This window comes from Halorubrum halodurans, from assembly GCF_002252985.1.
Lineage (GTDB): Archaea > Halobacteriota > Halobacteria > Halobacteriales > Haloferacaceae > Halorubrum > Halorubrum halodurans.
The window spans coordinates 19,777-35,559 of sequence record NZ_NHPJ01000104.1; the positions used below are offsets into that span (position 1 = coordinate 19,777).

General features: G+C 70.1%; 15 protein-coding genes. 8 read left to right on the plus strand and 7 right to left on the minus strand.

Translation table 11 applies throughout. From position 1 onward, the window contains the following. Positions 1-26: 26 nt before the first annotated feature. The 6 genes from DJ70_RS12090 to DJ70_RS12115 form a co-directional block, all read right to left on the minus strand. Positions 27-2,132 carry a dipeptide ABC transporter ATP-binding protein gene (locus DJ70_RS12090; protein ID WP_094533352.1) on the minus strand — a complete coding sequence of 702 codons (2,106 nt, stop codon included), beginning with the start codon at positions 2,130-2,132 and terminating at the stop codon, positions 27-29. After that, positions 2,129-3,049, minus strand: coding sequence for an ABC transporter permease (locus tag DJ70_RS12095; protein WP_094533354.1), 921 nt, complete (start codon positions 3,047-3,049; stop codon positions 2,129-2,131). The genes DJ70_RS12090 and DJ70_RS12095 overlap by 4 nt, the downstream gene beginning before the upstream one ends. Beyond that, complete coding sequence (locus tag DJ70_RS12100; RefSeq protein ID WP_094533356.1) at positions 3,049-4,032, minus strand: ABC transporter permease; 984 nt, start codon at positions 4,030-4,032, stop codon at positions 3,049-3,051. Before DJ70_RS12100 ends, DJ70_RS12095 begins: the two co-directional genes overlap by 1 nt. Positions 4,033-4,047: 15 nt before the next feature. After that, positions 4,048-6,021 (minus strand): ABC transporter substrate-binding protein, encoded by a 1,974-nt coding sequence (locus DJ70_RS12105; protein WP_179234051.1) that lies wholly within the window; start codon positions 6,019-6,021, stop codon positions 4,048-4,050. Between the two features lie 187 nt (positions 6,022-6,208). After that, entirely contained in the window at positions 6,209-6,757 is a 549-nt protein-coding gene (locus tag DJ70_RS12110) for a helix-turn-helix domain-containing protein (protein ID WP_394338457.1), read from the minus strand. A gap of 276 nt (positions 6,758-7,033) precedes the next feature. Next, entirely contained in the window at positions 7,034-7,987 is a 954-nt protein-coding gene (locus DJ70_RS12115) for a DUF7260 family protein (protein WP_094533360.1), read from the minus strand. A 178-nt stretch (positions 7,988-8,165) separates the two neighbouring features. Between DJ70_RS12115 and DJ70_RS12120 the strand changes: the two genes are divergently transcribed. Both DJ70_RS12120 and DJ70_RS12125 read left to right on the plus strand, forming a co-directional pair. After that, positions 8,166-9,146 carry a VOC family protein gene (locus DJ70_RS12120; protein WP_094533362.1) on the plus strand — a complete coding sequence of 327 codons (981 nt, stop codon included), beginning with the start codon at positions 8,166-8,168 and terminating at the stop codon, positions 9,144-9,146. A 16-nt stretch (positions 9,147-9,162) separates the two neighbouring features. Then, positions 9,163-9,849 (plus strand): alpha/beta hydrolase, encoded by a 687-nt coding sequence (locus tag DJ70_RS12125; RefSeq protein WP_094533364.1) that lies wholly within the window; start codon positions 9,163-9,165, stop codon positions 9,847-9,849. Here the strand turns inward: DJ70_RS12125 and DJ70_RS12130 are convergent. Continuing rightward, a complete protein-coding gene (locus tag DJ70_RS12130; protein ID WP_094533367.1) occupies positions 9,839-10,681 on the minus strand; it encodes a translation initiation factor eIF-2B in 843 nt (280 codons plus the stop codon). The genes DJ70_RS12125 and DJ70_RS12130 overlap by 11 nt on opposite strands. Positions 10,682-10,775: 94 nt before the next feature. Here DJ70_RS12130 and DJ70_RS12135 point away from each other — a divergent pair, with 94 nt between their 5' ends. The 6 genes from DJ70_RS12135 (at position 10,776) to DJ70_RS12160 (ending at position 15,766) form a co-directional block, all read left to right on the plus strand. After that, the gene (locus DJ70_RS12135) at positions 10,776-12,014 is read left to right on the plus strand and encodes an aminotransferase-like domain-containing protein (protein ID WP_094533369.1); all 1,239 of its coding nucleotides are present in this window, start codon (positions 10,776-10,778) and stop codon (positions 12,012-12,014) included. 69 nt (positions 12,015-12,083) lie between these two features. After that, the gene (locus DJ70_RS12140) at positions 12,084-12,575 is read left to right on the plus strand and encodes a hypothetical protein (protein WP_094533371.1); all 492 of its coding nucleotides are present in this window, start codon (positions 12,084-12,086) and stop codon (positions 12,573-12,575) included. Between the two features lie 96 nt (positions 12,576-12,671). Then, positions 12,672-13,610, plus strand: a complete 939-nt coding sequence (mch, locus tag DJ70_RS12145) for a methenyltetrahydromethanopterin cyclohydrolase (protein ID WP_094533373.1) — start codon at positions 12,672-12,674, stop codon at positions 13,608-13,610. Then, positions 13,610-14,155: a hypothetical protein gene (locus DJ70_RS12150; protein WP_094533375.1), complete on the plus strand. Its 546-nt coding sequence runs from the start codon at positions 13,610-13,612 to the stop codon at positions 14,153-14,155. The genes mch and DJ70_RS12150 overlap by 1 nt, the downstream gene beginning before the upstream one ends. Positions 14,156-14,189: 34 nt before the next feature. Then, the gene (locus tag DJ70_RS12155; RefSeq protein ID WP_094533377.1) at positions 14,190-15,395 is read left to right on the plus strand and encodes a potassium channel family protein; all 1,206 of its coding nucleotides are present in this window, start codon (positions 14,190-14,192) and stop codon (positions 15,393-15,395) included. Beyond that, the gene (locus tag DJ70_RS12160; RefSeq protein ID WP_094533379.1) at positions 15,392-15,766 is read left to right on the plus strand and encodes a nuclear transport factor 2 family protein; all 375 of its coding nucleotides are present in this window, start codon (positions 15,392-15,394) and stop codon (positions 15,764-15,766) included. Before DJ70_RS12155 ends, DJ70_RS12160 begins: the two co-directional genes overlap by 4 nt. Positions 15,767-15,783: the final 17 nt, after the last annotated feature.

A 15,783-nucleotide genomic window follows, 5' to 3' on the forward strand; every position in this document is an offset into this window, starting at 1 on the left:
GGGTCGTCGGCGGGCGAGCCGACGGACTACAGCGTCAGTTCGCTCTCGACGATCTCCCCGACCTCCTCCTCGCGCGCCGCCGCGTACCGCTCCAACAGCTCGCTTTCGACGTCCTCCACGGGGTGGTAGCAGGCGGCCTCGTGGTCGTCGTCCGCGAACGTCGCCCGCGCCGGCTCCTCGCCGCGGCACGTCTCGTCGGCCTTCGGACACCGCGGGGCGAAGTTACACCCCTCGGGGAGGTTGACCGGGTTCGGCGGCTCGCCCGGCAACAGCACCCGCTGTCTGTCGACGTCGGGGTCGGTCTTCGGGGAAGCCGACAGAAGCGACGCCGTGTACGGGTGTTTCGGCGCCGTGACCACGTCCTCCGTCGCCCCGATCTCGGCGATCCGACCGAGGTACATCACGGCCAGCCGGTCGGCGATCTGCGTGAGGCTCGCGAGGTCGTGGGAGATGTAGACGATCCCGATGTCGCGCTCGTCGGCCTTCTCCCGGAGGATGTTGAGGATGTTGGCCTTGAGCGAGACGTCGAGCATCGACGCCGGCTCGTCACAGATCAGGAGCGTCGGCTCGAGCACGAGCGCCTGCGCGATCGCGACGCGCTGGCGCTCCCCGCCCGACAGCTGGGTCGGGAGCTGGTCGAGGTACTTCTCCGCCGGCTTCAGCCCGACGTCCTCGATCGTCTCCCTGACGCGCCGGTCGATCGTCTCCGGGTCGTGCCCCTGGATCTTCAGCGGCTCGCCCACCGCCGCGCGGACCCGCTGGCGGGGGTTCAACGAGTCGAACGGGTCCTGGAAGATGAACTGGACCCGCGAGCGGAACTCCTTCGTGCTCTCGCCGAGGAGGTCGTCGACGGGCGTGCCCTCGATCAGGATCTCGCCGCCGGTGCGCTCCTGGAGCGCCGCGATCACCTCCGCGAGGGTCGACTTCCCGCAGCCGGACTCGCCGGCGACGCCGACGATCTCCCCCTCGTGGACGGAGAGGTCGACGCTGTTGACCGCCTTGACGTAGTCGGGCTCCGCCCCGCGCAGGTCCTCGAGGATGCCCTGGGGCTGTTTGAACCACTTCTCGAGGCCCCTGGTCTCGAGGATCGTGTCGCCGACGCCGCCCGACCGGTCGCGCTCGTCGCGGACGTCGATCCCCCACGTCGCGGGGTCCGCGGCCTCCTCGCGCAGCTCGTCCGCCCGGTCGGTGTAGTAGCAGGCGGACAGCTGTCCGCCCGCCTCGTCGAGCGGCGGGTGGCCGTCCTCGCACCGCTCCGTCGCGAACGGACAGCGGTTGCGGAACACACAGCCCGTCGGCTCCTCGGTGAGGTCCGGGAGCGACCCTGGAATCGAGATGGCCTGCTCGTCGAACTCGTCCACCTCCGGGAAGGCGTTCTTCAGTCCGATCGTGTACGGGTTCGTCGGCGACCGGAAGATGCGGTCCGTCTCGCCCTGTTCCATCACCTTCCCGCCGTACAGCACCGACATCTCGTCGCAGGTCTCGGCGACGACGCCCACGTCGTGGGTGATCATGAGAAGCGAGCTGTCGATCTCCTCCTGGATCTCGATGAGCTTGTCCATGATCTTGTCCTGGACGATGACGTCCAGTCCCGTCGTGGGCTCGTCCGCGATGAGGAGGTCGGGATCGAGCGCGAGCGCCATCGCGATGGTGACGCGCTGGCGCATCCCGCCGGAGAACTGGTGGGGGTAATCCCCCGTCCGGTCGGGGTCGAGCCCGACCATCTCGAACACCTCGGCGACGCGCTCGTTCGCCGCCGCCTTCGAGACGTCCCGGTGTTTGCGGATCGCCTGGCGGATCTGCGCGCCGACGGTCATCACCGGGTCGAGCGAGTCCATCGCGCTCTGTGGTATGTAGGCGATGTCCTCCCAGCGGACCGACTGCCAGTCCCGCTCTGACAGCTCGAGCAGCTCCCGGCCGTCGAACTCGATGCTCCCCTCGCGGACCTCGCCGTTGTCGTCGAGCAGCCCGAGGACGGACTTCGCCAGGGTCGACTTGCCGCAGCCGGACTCGCCGACGAGCCCGTAGTTGTCCCCCTCGTCGATCGAGAAGGAGACGTCGTTGACGGCGTGGACGTCGTCGCCCGGCATCCGATACGCGATCTTCACGTCGTTGACTTCGAGTAGACTCATTCTTGCTCCGTCTGTAGGTCGGGGTTGACTATCTCCTCGAACGCGCGTCCGACCAGGAAGACGCCCGTCGTGACGGCGCCGATGCCGACCGCCGGCGGGAGCACCCACCACCACGCGGTGCGGATCGCGCCGGAGCGGAACACCTGCTGGAGCATCCGCCCCCACGACGTCGTCGTCGGGTCGCCGAAGCCGAGGAACGCGAGCGACGCCCCGGCGACGATCGACCAGCCGACGGCGTAGGCGGTGTAGAGGAAGCCGATCCCGAGGACGTTCGGCGCGACGTGGAGGAACATCGTCCGGGTGTGGCCGGCCCCCCTGGCGCGGGCCGACTTGACGAAGGTTCGCTCCTTGACGGTCATCACCTCCGAGCGGATGACGCGCGCCGGCATCTTCCATAGGAAGACGACGAGGACGGCGGTGATGAGCCAGACGTTCGGCGTCACGAACGAGAGGATCACGAGCGCCATCGGCAGGAACGGCAGCGCGAACGTGAGGTCGGTCAGCCGCATCAGGAACTCGTCGACGCGGCCGCCGAAGTAGCCGCTCGTGAGCCCGACGAGGAAGCCGAGGATCCCGGTCCCGACGCCGCCGAACAGGCCGACGATCAGGGTCGGCCGCGCGCCGGCGAGGAACTGGCTCAACACGTCCTTGCCGAACGACGTGGTGCCGAGCAGCGCCTTCCCGCCGGGCGACTGGAGTCGCATCATCGATCCGCCCTGCTGGAGCGTGTCCTCGATCGGATGATACGGGGCGAGGTACGGACCGAAGACGCCCAGGAACCCGAACGTGACGATGACCGCGAATCCGGCCTTCGCCGCGTTGTCCTTCAGCACGAACCGCAGCGTGCGTCCCGCCCGACCGAGTTCGGAGCGGAGCCGTTCCTTCGCCGTCTCGGTGTCGAAGCTGTATCCTGACATTAGACGTCACCTGCCTCGACCGTCGGGTCCAGTTTCGCGTACGCCAGGTCGGCGGTGAGGTTCATCACGATGACCGCGAGCGCCATGATGAACACCGCCGCCTGGACGGTCGGGTAGTCCTGATTGAGGATCGCCTGGACGAGCGCGCGGCCGATCCCCGGCCACGCGAAGACGACCTCCAGGGTGATCACTCCCTGGAACAGCATCCCCGTCCGGAGCGCGAAGTAGGTGACGAGCGGCAGCAGCGAGTTGCGCCCGGCGCGCCCGAGCTGTTCCATCTCCGAGAGCCCCTTCGCGCGGTGGAGCATGAGGAACTCCGACCCCTTCCGCTCGACGACCGAGTTGCGCGCGAGCATCAGGAAGTCGCCGCTGTAGAACAGCACCGTCGCGGTGAACGGGAGGATGTAGTGTTTCAGGAAGTCCACGGAGGCGAACGTCGCGACGTAGCCCTGCGGGTTCGCGAGCGGACTGCGCATCCCGAACGCGGGCAGCCACCCCAGCCCGTACGAGAAGATGATGAGGAGGAAGATCCCGGTCACGAAGATCGGGACCGCACGGAAGACGGTGGTCACCACGATGCTCGACTGCTCGAACCACGACCCCCGGTTCCAGCCGGCGTACATCCCGGCGAGCGAGCTGACGATCGCCGTCACGACGAGCGCCGGCAACAGGAGCACGAGCGTGTTGACCAACGCGGGAACGATGATCTCGCCGACCGGGCGCTGCTGGGTGAGCGAGATCCCGAACTCGAAGGTGAACAGGTTCTGGATGTACCTGAAGTACTGGACGTATATCGGGTCGTCGAGCCCGTACATCGCCCGTATCTGTTCGACCTCCGCGGGCGTCAACGACCCCGACGCCACGAGCGCGCTGAACGGGTCGGCGGGGAGCAGCCGCAGCGTGGCGAAGATGACGCTGACGGCGATGAGCGTCAGCAACGCCGCGATGGCGGTCCGTTTTATCAAAAATCGGCGAAAGCTCATGTGGCTGGATGCTCTCTATGAGAAGTCGGCCTGATCGAGATCGGTGCGAGAGGCGTGGCCGTTCTCGACGCGCTCGGCGAAGGCCTCCCAGGCGTCACCCTCGGGCCAGACGAGGTTGTCGTTGCCGTCGAAGGTGTACCCCGCCTGCTGGAGCATCGTTCGCGCGCCCTCGACGTCGTACTCGTACGGCTCGGTCTCGCCGTGATAGGGCGTCAGCAGCGGCGTGATCAGGTTCTGTCCCTCGATCGCCTCGCCGCGGCCGCCGAGCGTGTTCTCGACGAACCCCTGCTTGTCGAAGGCGTGCGAGAGCGCGACGCGGAACGTCTTGTCCCGGAACAGCGGGACGAGGTGGCTGAGGTGGACGTCCGTGGGGACGTAGTTCCGCGCCGTCTGTTTCTCGACCCCGCTGGCGTTCGCCGCGCGGTCGGCCTGCTGGTTCGAGACCGTCGTCCCGATGGCGTCGATGTCGCCGGACTGCATCGCCCCGATGAGCGTGGAGACGTTCCCGACGTTGGCGTGGACCATCTCGTCGATCCCGTCGCCGGGGACGAAGTACTCCCCGAGCAGCTCCTCGCGGACGTCGTCGTCCCACATCCAGTTGTTCTCGTGTTTCTCCAAGCGGAGCTCGGACCCCTGCTCCCAGTTGACGAACGAGAACGGCCCGGTGCCGACCGGGTTGTCGGGGTTGTACTCGCTGGGGCTGTCGACGTCCGACCAGCGGTGCTCCGGGATGATGGCGCTGCGGACGACCCGCTGGGTGAGGAACGCGGCGTCCGGCTCCGTGAGGTTGAAGCGAACCCGGCCGCCGCCGCTCTCCGAGAGCACCTCCACGGTGTCGATCGTCCGGATGAACGCGGCCTGCTGGGGCGCGTTGTTCTCCTGGTAGAACTCGACGCTGAACTTGACGTCGCTCGGGCCGAACGACTCGCCGTCGTGCCACTCGACGCCCTCGCGGAGGTCCATCTCGACGGTGGTGTCGTCGACCACGTCGGCGTTCGTCGCCAGCGCGGGCACGATCTCGAGCTGCGGCGAGGCGTCGAAGAGCCCGTCGTAGACGTTGAGGAGACGTTTCTCCTCCTGTCCGCCGCTGGAGAACGGGAGGTTCGTCCCCTGCATCCCGGACGTGACGCCCTTCACCCACGTCGACGAGTCGCCCTGCGGCTGGAGGTTCACCTGCGACCAGATGAACGAGTCGCGGGTCGTCCCGTTGCCGGGCGTGGGGACGTACCCCTCCCAGTCGGCGGTGTTGGCCACCGTGATGACCTCCGGGAAGTTCGCCGCGATGAGGTAGGCGTCCTCGTTGAGCAGCTGGGCGATCTCGTGACAGATCTCGGCGCGCGCCTCGGGATCCCCGATCGTCTGTGCCTGCTCGTCGAGCAGCTCAGTGATCTCGTCGTTCTTGTAGTTGTAGTAGTTCCCGCCCGTCTCCGGATGCGCGCGCATCAGGAACGGGTTCGGGTCGAGCCCGCGCTGCGGGTCCGGCCCGTGGAGGTTCATCGTGATCGGCACCGGGTGGCCGATGTCGGCCCGCCAGAACTCGCCGTACCGGGTGCTCGGCTGGACGTTGATGAGGTTCACCGGGACGCCGATGTCGTTCAGCGACTGTTGGACGTGGAGCGCGAACTCGCGCATCCACGGCGTCTCCGCCTGCGCGAAGTGGGTGTCCACCTCGGGGACGTTCTCGCCCTCGACGGCGGTGTACTCGAACTGGATCGCCTCGTCGTTGACGTCGACGCCCTTCGTCTCGACCGGCCACTCCTCCCAGAACCGCGTCTCGATCGAGGCGGCGTCGCCGCCACCGCCGCCGTCACCGCCGCTGCCCCCGTCGCCGCCGTCGCCACCACCGCCGCCGTCGCCGCCGCTGCCCCCGTCGCCGCTCTGTCCCCCACAACCGGCCAGCCCCGCGATCCCGGTCGCGCCCGCGATCTGGATGAACCGTCGTCGTGGTGTGCTTCCCCGTTCGATGTCGAAGCCGTTGTCTTGCGACATTCCATCCGTACATACCCCCGTAATCGGATTGTAGCTACCCCCGATACCCCTCAATAGTCATCATTCTTTATTAGGGATCGCCGATCCGCCGCCGATCGCGCCGGGTCCGACGCAATCGCGTGCGGTTGTGCGTCCGCCGTCCGTAATTCGCTCGTCGTTTCGCTCGGCGACCGCGCGGTGCCGACGTTCAGCCGTCGGCCGCGTCCTCGGACGAGGCCCCGTCGGGGGTCGAGAAGACGAGGTCGAACAGCCGTTTCTCTGCGACCCGCAGGCGCTCGCTGAGCGTCGACTGGGCGATGTCGAGTTCCGTCGCGATGTCGTCGGCCGACGCCCGCCGCGGGACGTCGAAGTACCCCATCCGGTGAGCGGTCCGCAGGACGGTCAGCTGCTCGGCGGACAGCTCGTTACGGAGGACCCGTCCGAGCTGTCCGCTCCCGAGCGGCTCCCCGGTCGTCTCGACCTGGTTCACGCTCAGGAGTTCGAACCGCCCGAACTGCTCCTGGATCCGGTCCGCGAGCGTCCGGAACGTCTCCCACTCGTCGACGGTGACGACCCCGTGTAGGTGGTCGGTTCGGAGTTCCAGACGGTTGGGGATCGCGTTCTCACGCAGGATGACGCCGAGGAGGAACGGATACGGCTCGTGAGCGACGATCGTTAGCCGGTAGGTCGGCGCGGTCGACCCGTCCACCACCTGCTCCTGGTGGAACAGCTCGACCCGAGAGAGCGTCGACAGCACCGATTCGGGGTCGAACGGCGACCGCGACGTGACGAGAAGCGACTCGATCCAGTTGCCCTCGTCCGCGTAGAACGCGTTCTCGAACTCGATCGTTCGCGCCTCCGGAACCCGGTCGGCTATCTCGCTTACGACCCCCGAGAGGGCGGTCTGGAACTCGATACGAAGGATGCTGGATCACCTATGCGGCCATCGCTTCCGTTTCCGGGTAGTATATATAACGCTTTGCTTGTCGGCTCGACCGTCCGATCCGGCCGCGCGGACGGCGGCGTTCCGGACTCAGCTGCCGTTCGCGATCCGGCGCGCGACGCGGTCGCGGTCCTCGCGGATCCGGTCGACGAGCGTCGCGATCGACGCCAACACCGGGTGGTCGGGACCGTCCATCGACCCGTAGAGGTACTCGTAGAACCCCGTCCCGCCCCCGCCGGCGACCCGATCCGACGACAGCGGCGGGTCCCGAAGCCTCGACTGTCTGTCGGCCGCGGCCGTCTCACACTCCGACTCGAGGTCGCCGAGCCGCTCCCAGACGTCGATCGCGGCGTCGGCCCGGCCGCCGGCCGGGATCCCGTCGAGGTGCTGGTTCAGCCGAACGCGGCGCCGGTCGATCCGCTCCGCGGTCGCGCCGGCCTCGTCGAGCGCGTCTATCTCGACGTCGATGGCGTCCGCGAGCGACCGCCTCGCCGCGGCCGCCCGTCTGCTCCGGTCGACGAGCGCCGACTGTAACCCCGGCGAGAGCGTCCCGTTCGACGCCAGCGAGACGGTCGTGTCCGGCCCCAACTCCGCCGCGAGGCTCTCGGCGACGCTCTCGTCGTACTCCTCCGTGTAGTGTGGAAGCGACATCACCGTGTCCTGGTAGGTGTCGAGAACGCGCCTGAGACGCACGTCGCCGACCGCGCCGTCGCCCCGACGCGTGCCGACCAGCTGGGCGGCGGTCGTGGAGGGCTCCGTCGTCGCCGCCGGACACGGATCGAGCGCGGCGACGCGGTCGGCGAACTCCTCGAAGGCGTCGTGTTCGTCCGTGACGCGGCGGCGCTCGCGGCGACAGGCCGTCCGGGCGTCGCGGACGTACGCGAACGTGAGCAGCGCGAGCAGTCCCGCGATCGCGACGGCGGTGACGACGCCGGGCTCGGTCGCCGCCGCCGACAGCTCACACGAGAGGCTCGTACACTCGGGTTCCAGGGCGGGCTCGCTGGGGATCCGAAAGGCGACGTCGCCGCCCCGGTTCACGCTCATAATTTCGGTAACACATCGCACACTCAAAACCGTTTTGGCAGGTGTCACGCCGCGAACACCGGACCTCCGGCGGGGATCGAACCGTCCGCGCCGTCACGCGGCCGCGGCGTGTGAGCGACGGCGACATCGGTGAACGACGGCCGACACCGATTTGATCCCTCGCGTCGAACCGTCGAGCGTGACCACCCAGACGCCCGGCGTCCACCACGTGACGGGGATCGTCGGCGACGCCCAGGCCAGCGTCGACTTCTACGCGGGGACGCTCGGACTCCGGCTGCTCCGGACGACGGTGAACTACGAGGACCGTCTCCAACACCACCTCTACTTCGGGGCCGGCGACGGTCGTCCCGGCTCGGTCCTCACGGTCTTTCCCGACCCGATGGGCGCGCCGGGGCGACCCGGCAAGCCGGGATACGAGTCGATCTCGCTCGCCGTCCCGCCCGGCTCGCTCGACCACTGGCGAGACCGCCTGGCGGAGCGCGGGGTCGACGCGGACCGACTCCGCCCCGGCGAGCGCTTCGGCGACCGCGGACTCCACGTTTCCGACCCCGCGGGAACCGCGGTGGAACTCGTCGCGACCGACGACGCGGGCGACCCGTGGACCGGGGGGCCGGTCCCCGAGCGGGCCGCTATCCGGGGGTTGTACGGCGCGACGGCGACGCCGACGGACCCGTACGGCGCCGCGAGCGTCCTCGAGACGCTCGGCTTCGAGTACGAGGCCGAGACGGGAGACGAAGCCGCCGCGGGCGACCGGATCCGGTACCGCGCGCCGGGCGAGCGGGCGACCGCCGTCGACCTCCTCGTCCGGGACGCGCCCTACCTCCGCGAGGGTCCCGGAACGATCCACCACGTCGCGGTGCGGATGCCGGACCGCGAGGCGCTCCTCGACTGGCACGACCTGTTCCGCGAGCGCGGATACGAGGTCTCCCGCGTGAAGGATCGACACTTCTTCCACTCGCTGTACGTCCGCGGGCCCGGCGGGCTCCTCGTGGAGCTCGCGACGGAGGCCCCGACCCCTGACGGCCCGCGGGGACCGGGCCTCGCCGACCCCGACGCGGCCGGCCACGCGACCGACCTCTCCCTCCCGGACCGGTTCGCTGACGACCGGGACCTGATCGAGGGGCAGCTGCCGCGGATCGAGCCGCCGAGTCGACGATGACCCGAGGGCCGTCGGCATGACCCGGACGCTCCCCGACGTGGAGGGCCCGCACGCCGACGCCCGGCTCGTCGTCGGGGGCGCGCCGGCCGCGGCCGCCGAGGTCGCGGTCGTCCTCCTCCACGGGCGCGGCGGGACCGCGGAGGGGATCGTCCGGCTGGCGGACGGGTTCTACCGGCCGGGCGTGACGCTTCTCGCCCCCGCGGCACGGCGGTCGACCTGGTTCCCGGCGGGCCACGACGCGCCGCTCGCGGCCAACGAGCCCGCGCTGTCCTCGGCGGTCGACTGCGTCGCCGGCGCGGTCGCGGCCGCGGGCGACGTGGGGATCTCCCCGGAGCGGACGCTCCTCGTCGGGGTCTCACAGGGCGGCTGCGTCCTCGCGGAGTTCCTGTGTCGTCGCCCGCGGCGGTTCGGCGGGGCGGTCGTCGCCTCGGCGTCGCTGCCGGGCGAGGACCTCGGAACGCGGCGGGTCGCGGGCGTCGACGACGAGAGCGACGCCGCCACCCCGCTCGCCGAAACGCCGGTGTCGCTCGACTCGAGCGAGGCGGACCCGCACGTCCCGGCCGATCGAGTGCGCGAGACGGGTCGGCTCCTCGAGGCGGGCGGCGCGGCCGTCGACGTCCGGATCGACCCCGGATCGGCTCACGGGCTCTCGGACGCGACGATCGGGCGGATCCGCGACCGGATCGACGCGTTCACTCCCTGACGCCGTCGTCCGTGATCACGGTGTCGATCATCCCGACGGGGGTCGCGTCGTAGCTCGGGTTCTCGATCGTCACGCCCTCGACCGGCTCGCGCATCACCTCCACCGCGTCGCGGAACTCGTTCTCGAACCGGAACTCCTCGATGGTCTTCGCGCCGGAGCCGACCGCGGTGACGGGGACGCCGAGCTCGCGGGCGGTCACGACGAGCGGGAAGGTGCCGACGCGGTTGTAGTAGGTGCCGCCGGTGATACACGTGATACCGAGCAGGACGCGGTCGCAGTCGCGGAGGGCGTACCCCATCGCGCCGTCGACGACCATGTGGGCGTCGACGCGGTCCATCCCGGCGAGCGCCCGCGCCGTCTTCCGGCCGAGCGTCCGCGGGCGCGCCTCGGTCACGTACACCGTCAGATGTGCCCCCTCCCTGGCGGCGGTCTCGATTGACTCGAGGACGGTCGTGGAGTAGTCGTGGACGAGAAGCGTGTCGCCGTCGACGATCCGCTCCGCCGCGTTGGCCGCGGCGGCCGCCTTCGAGGTCTCGATGTCCTCGACGACGCGGTCGATCACGTCCTCTAAGAGCTGTTTCGCCCCCTCGACCGTGGTCGGCTCGCCGACGATCGACCGCTCGACCTCGCGCATCGCGTTGTGGAGCGCGGCGTGGGAGGGGTTCGACCGGCGCAACACGCCCGCGTTGTGCTCGAGGTCGCGCTCGAACTCGTCGACGGTGACGTACTCGCGGTCGAGCAGCTCCGCGAGCGACTCGGTCGCCTTCACGGCCACCGCGGAGGTGCTGTGGGTCCGCATCGCCCGGATCTCGGCGACCGTCTCGTCGATCATGTCCGGAGAGTCGACGCCGCGGTTAAAAGGGGTTGCGGGGTTTCGTTCCCCCGCCAGCAGGCTTATATCGGTGAACGATCGTGTGATATACGAGATGAGTGAGAGCGACGGATCCGACGGGTACGCTCGGCTCTTCGCCGATCCCGTCCGAGAAACGATGGACGGTGCTACCTACGGAACGTGGCGGGCGATCACGGCCCCCGACGCGGTGTCGCTCGCGTTCGGGTTCCCGTACCCCGACGCGCTCCCCAACGGAAAGATAGACGAGGCGGTCGACACCCTGCTGGAGGTCGACCACGACGACGCGCTCCAGTACGCCGGCGGCGACTACGCGGACGCGATCACGGAGACCGTGGTCGAGCGCACTCGCGCCCGCGGGATCGAGTGTACTCCCGAGGAGGTTCACGTGACCAACGGCGCGACGCACGCGCTCGACACGGTCGCCCAGACCTTCCTCGACCCCGACGACACCATCGCGGTCGAGGCGCCGACCTACATGGGCGCGCTGCGGCTGTTCCGCAACTACGGCGTCGACATCGAGGGGTACGCCATGGACGAGGACGGTCTCGACGTCGACGCGTTCGCCGACGACCTCGCGGCCCGCGAGGAGGCGGGCGACCCGCTGCCGAAGTTCCTGTACACGGTTCCCGACTTCCAGAACCCGACGGGCGTGACGCTGTCGACCGACCGCCGGGAGCGACTCCTCGAGCTGGCGGAGACGTACGACTTCCTGATCGTCGAGGACGACCCGTACGGTCAGCTCCGGTACGACGGCACCACGCCGCCGTCGCTCAAGTCGCTCGACGAGACGGGCCGCGTCGTCCGTGTCGACACGTTCTCGAAGACGATCGCGCCCGGCATCCGGACGGGGTGGGTCGTCGCCGACGAGGCGATCGTCCGGGAGCTCGACCGGATCAACGCGGGCGGCGAGAACGTGTTCACGCTCGGACTCATCGCCCGCTACTGTGAGGCGACCGACTTCGAGGCGGACCTCGACGATCTGCGCGCGGGCTACCGCGAGCGCCGCGACCACATGCTCGAGGCGCTCGAGTCGCGGATGCCGGAGGGCGTGGAGTGGAGCGAGCCCGAGGGCGGCTTCTTCGTCTGGGTCGAGTTCCCCGACGGGATCGACGCCGAGGAGCTGCTCGAGACCGCGGCCGACGAGGGCGTGACGTACCTCCCCGGCTCGTACTTCTTCCACGACGACCGCGGAAGCCGGTACGCCCGGCTCTCGTTCAGCTACGTCACTCCCGAGGAGATCGACGACGGGGTCGCGGCGCTCGCGCGGGCGACGCACGCGAAACTGCCGACGGTCGAGGCGTCCGACGACTGAGGCCGCGCTCCGCTCGCCCCGCCGTCGCCCCGCCGACGAGCGTATGGTCGTCGCCCCCGTATCGAACCCATGGGCTATCCCGTCACCTACCACTGTCCACGCTGTGAGACGATCGTCGAGATCGAACGCGAGGGCTACCTCGCGGACAAGGCGGTGCGGCCGTACCCCTTCGAGGGGTGGACGTACGCCGCCCCCGACGAGCCGTTCGAGGGCGACGCCGCCGACGGCGTCCGGTTCGTCTGCGGGGAGAGCGACGGCGTCGTCTGGGACCCACACGGGAACGAGGACGGAGGCGGGACCGGCGACGCGGGTGGCGACGAGGTCGACGCCGCGGGTGGCGACGGGGTCGACGACGGATCCGATGACGCGAACGGGGACGGCGGCGACGATCCCTCGTCGCCGCCGGACCGCGGCTGCGGAGAGCCCTTCTACCTCTCGTTCGTCCGCTACGAGGAAGGTCGGGAGGTCGACCCGCGTGCGGAAAGCGAGTTCGTGACGATCGACCCGAGCGCGCGGCCGTCCGGACCGAGGGGGCCGGGCGGTCCGGGCGGGGTCCGATGACGGATCGCGGCGGGAGCGGGCCGGTCCCGTCGGCGCGGCTCCGGTCTCGCGGCCGCGACCGGCAAGCCCCTTAGGTGGGGACGCGAAAGGGGGCGTATGGAGAGCATCAACCGGACCGCGATCGAGCTCGTCGACGAGGCGCTCGACTTCGCGGGCGAGCTCGACGTGGCGGGGTACGAGTTGGAGAACGGGGCGACGGTCGTCGACTTCGGCGTCGACGCCACCGGCGGCGTCGAGGCCGGGCTACTTCTGGCCGAGATCCAGACCGCCGGGCTGGCGAGCGTGAACACCCGGATGGGCGAGGTCGCCGGCGCGCCCCGCGGGTACGTCGAGCTGTCGACTGACCACCCCGCGGTCGCGTTGTTGTGCTCACAGAAGGCGGGCTGGGAGTTGGCGTTCGAGAGCGGCTTCGAGGGGCTCGGCTCCGGCCCCGCTCGCGCGCTCGTGGGCCAGGAGACGGAGTTCGAGCGCGTCGGCTACTACGACTCCTCCGAGTTCGCCACCCTCGCGGTCGAGTCGACGACGCTTCCCGACGAGGAGGTCGCCGAGCACGTCGCCGACCTCGCCGAGGTCGACCCCGAGGGCGTCTTCCTCCCGACGTACGCCACCGGCTCGACGGCCGGCTCGGTCGCGACCGCGGCCCGCGCGGCCGAGCTCGCCGTCTTCCGGCTGCTCGAGATCGGCTACGAGCCGACCGACGTGCTCCACGCCTCGGGGACCGCGCCGATCGCGCCCGTCACCCGCGACGAGGACCGCGCGATGGGCCGGACGAACGACGCGTTGGCGTACGGCGGGGAGGTCCACCTCCAGGTCGCGCGCGACGACGACCGGTTCGACGAGATCGTCTCCACCGTGCGCGACGACTACGGCACCCCGTTCCTCGAGGTGTTCGAGGACGCCGACTGGGACTTCTACGAGGTGCCGGAGAGCGTGTTCGCCCCCGCGCAGGTCACCGTCGACGTGGTCGACGGCCCCGTCTACACGGTCGGCGAGACCGACGAGGCGCTGCTCGCGGAGTCGTTCGGCTACCGCTGATGCGTATCAAGCCGGTCCCCGAGCCGCCAGCGGACCTCGCGGAACTCGCCGCGTTCCAGCGGGCGGTCCCGCTCGTGCCGGGCAGCACGGACGACTGCTGTGCACGCCTGCGCGACCGCCGTGACCTCCCGAACCGCCAGCGCGCGAACGACTGGCTCGCGTTCCTCCGGACGCTCGGACTCGTCCGGGAGACGCCGCGGGGGTTCGTTCGCGCCGACGCGGAGCCGACGCCGGAGTCGGTTCGGAGCGGGCTCCGCGAGGGCGTGCTGTTCGTCCCCGAGGCGCTCTCGCTGCTGCGCGCGGCGTCGCCGGCGGAGCCGGTGACCCCGGCGACGCTCCTCGCCGCCACCCGCGAGTCGGTCCCGCGCCACGACCGCGCGCGCGACCCGGAGTGGGAACGGTCCTGGCGCGACCGGGCCGACCGGCTCCTCCGGTGGCTCGCGCTCGTGGATCTGGCCGCGCCGGTCGAGCGTGACGGCGACGGTCCCGCGGACGGGGGACGCGAGCGAGGCTACGTCGCCGGCGACGCCCTCTCGGACGCGTAACAAACCTTTTGCCCGGAGCCGGAGACGGTCCGGTATGGGACGATTCGACGGGCGGCGGTCGCGGGAGGCGGTGTCCTACGAGCCCGCGAGCGTCAAGGAGCTCCTCGTGGAGATGAAGGACACGGCGGAGCTCCTCATCGACCTGTCGTACTCGGCGGTGCTTCACGCCAGCCCCTCCGTCGCCCGCGAGGTCGTCGAACTCGAACACCGGATGGACGTGCTCCAGATGCGCGCCCGGATGAGCCTCATGCTTGCGGCGCGCAAGCCGAGCGAGGCGGAGACGCTCGCGCCCGTGCTCGGCGTCGTCGCCGCCGCCGACAAGGTGTCCGACGCCGCGGGCGACATCGCGAAGATCGTGGTCGAGGAGATCGGGCTCCCGGAGGCGATGCGCGGCGCGCTCACCGAGGGCGTCGAGACGCTCGTCCGCGGCACCGTCGCCGACGACTCGCCGTACGACGGCCGGACCCTGAAGGAGATCGACTTGGAGTCCGAGACCGGGGTTCGGGTCATCGCCATCCGCCGCGAGGACGACTGGATCCTCAACCCCGGAGCCGAAACCCGAGTGGAGCGCGGGGACGTGACGCTGCTCCGGGGCCCGGAGAACGGCGTCGGGGAGGCGTATCCGAGGCTGACCGGCGAGCCGTTCGAGGCGGACGAACCCGTCGAACCCGCGATCGACGACCTCGAGCGCGCGGTCGACTCGATCGTGTTGATGAAGAACCTCTCCGAGCTCGCCGTCGATCTGGCGTACGGCTCCGTCCTCTTCGACAACGAGGAGCTGGCAGAGGAGGTGTACAACCTGGAGATCGAGGTCGACGCGCTCCAGTCGCGGTTCGAGGCGTGGACGCTGCGGGCGGCGAAGGAAGCCGAGGACCCGGTCTCGCTCCGCGGGCTCATCCACCTGGGCGTCGCGACCGAGGAGATCTCCGACGCCGCCCTCGAGATCACCGAGGGCGTGATGCGCGACATCGGCGTCCACCCCGTCGTCGAGATGGCCGTCAAGGAGTCCGACGAGATCATCACCCGGACCCAGGTTCGTCGGGGAAGCGATCTCGCCGGCACGCGGATCGCCGCCGGCATTCCCGCGACCGAGATCGCCACGAGCGTGCTCGCGATCCGCCGCCCGGAGGAGGGGTGGCTCGTCGGTCCCGACCTCGACACGACCGTCCGCGCCGGCGACGTGATCATCGCGAAGGGGACGCGGACCTCCGCCGGGGAGTTCGCGGAGCTGGCGACGTGACCCGGACGACCCGGCCCGTCCACGCCTACTACGAGGCGATAGACGCCGGCGACTACGACCGGCTCGCCGACCTCCTCGATCCGGGGTTCGTCCACGAGCGCCCCGACCGCACGCTCGAGGGACGCGACCGCTTCGTCGCGTTCATGCGCGACGAGCGGCCCCTGACCGACACCGAACACGTCGTCGACGCGGTCTACGAGTCGGACCCCGGCGGGGATGACAGTTCGGGCCCCGCCGAGTCTACCGGCGTGGCCGTCCGGGGGCGGCTCCTCGACGCCGACGGCGACGAGCTGTTCGCGTTCGTCGACGTCTTCGACGTCGCGGACGGCCGACTGACCGAGCTGCGGACGTACGTCCGGACGGACGGGTAGCGCCCGCGATCGACCGC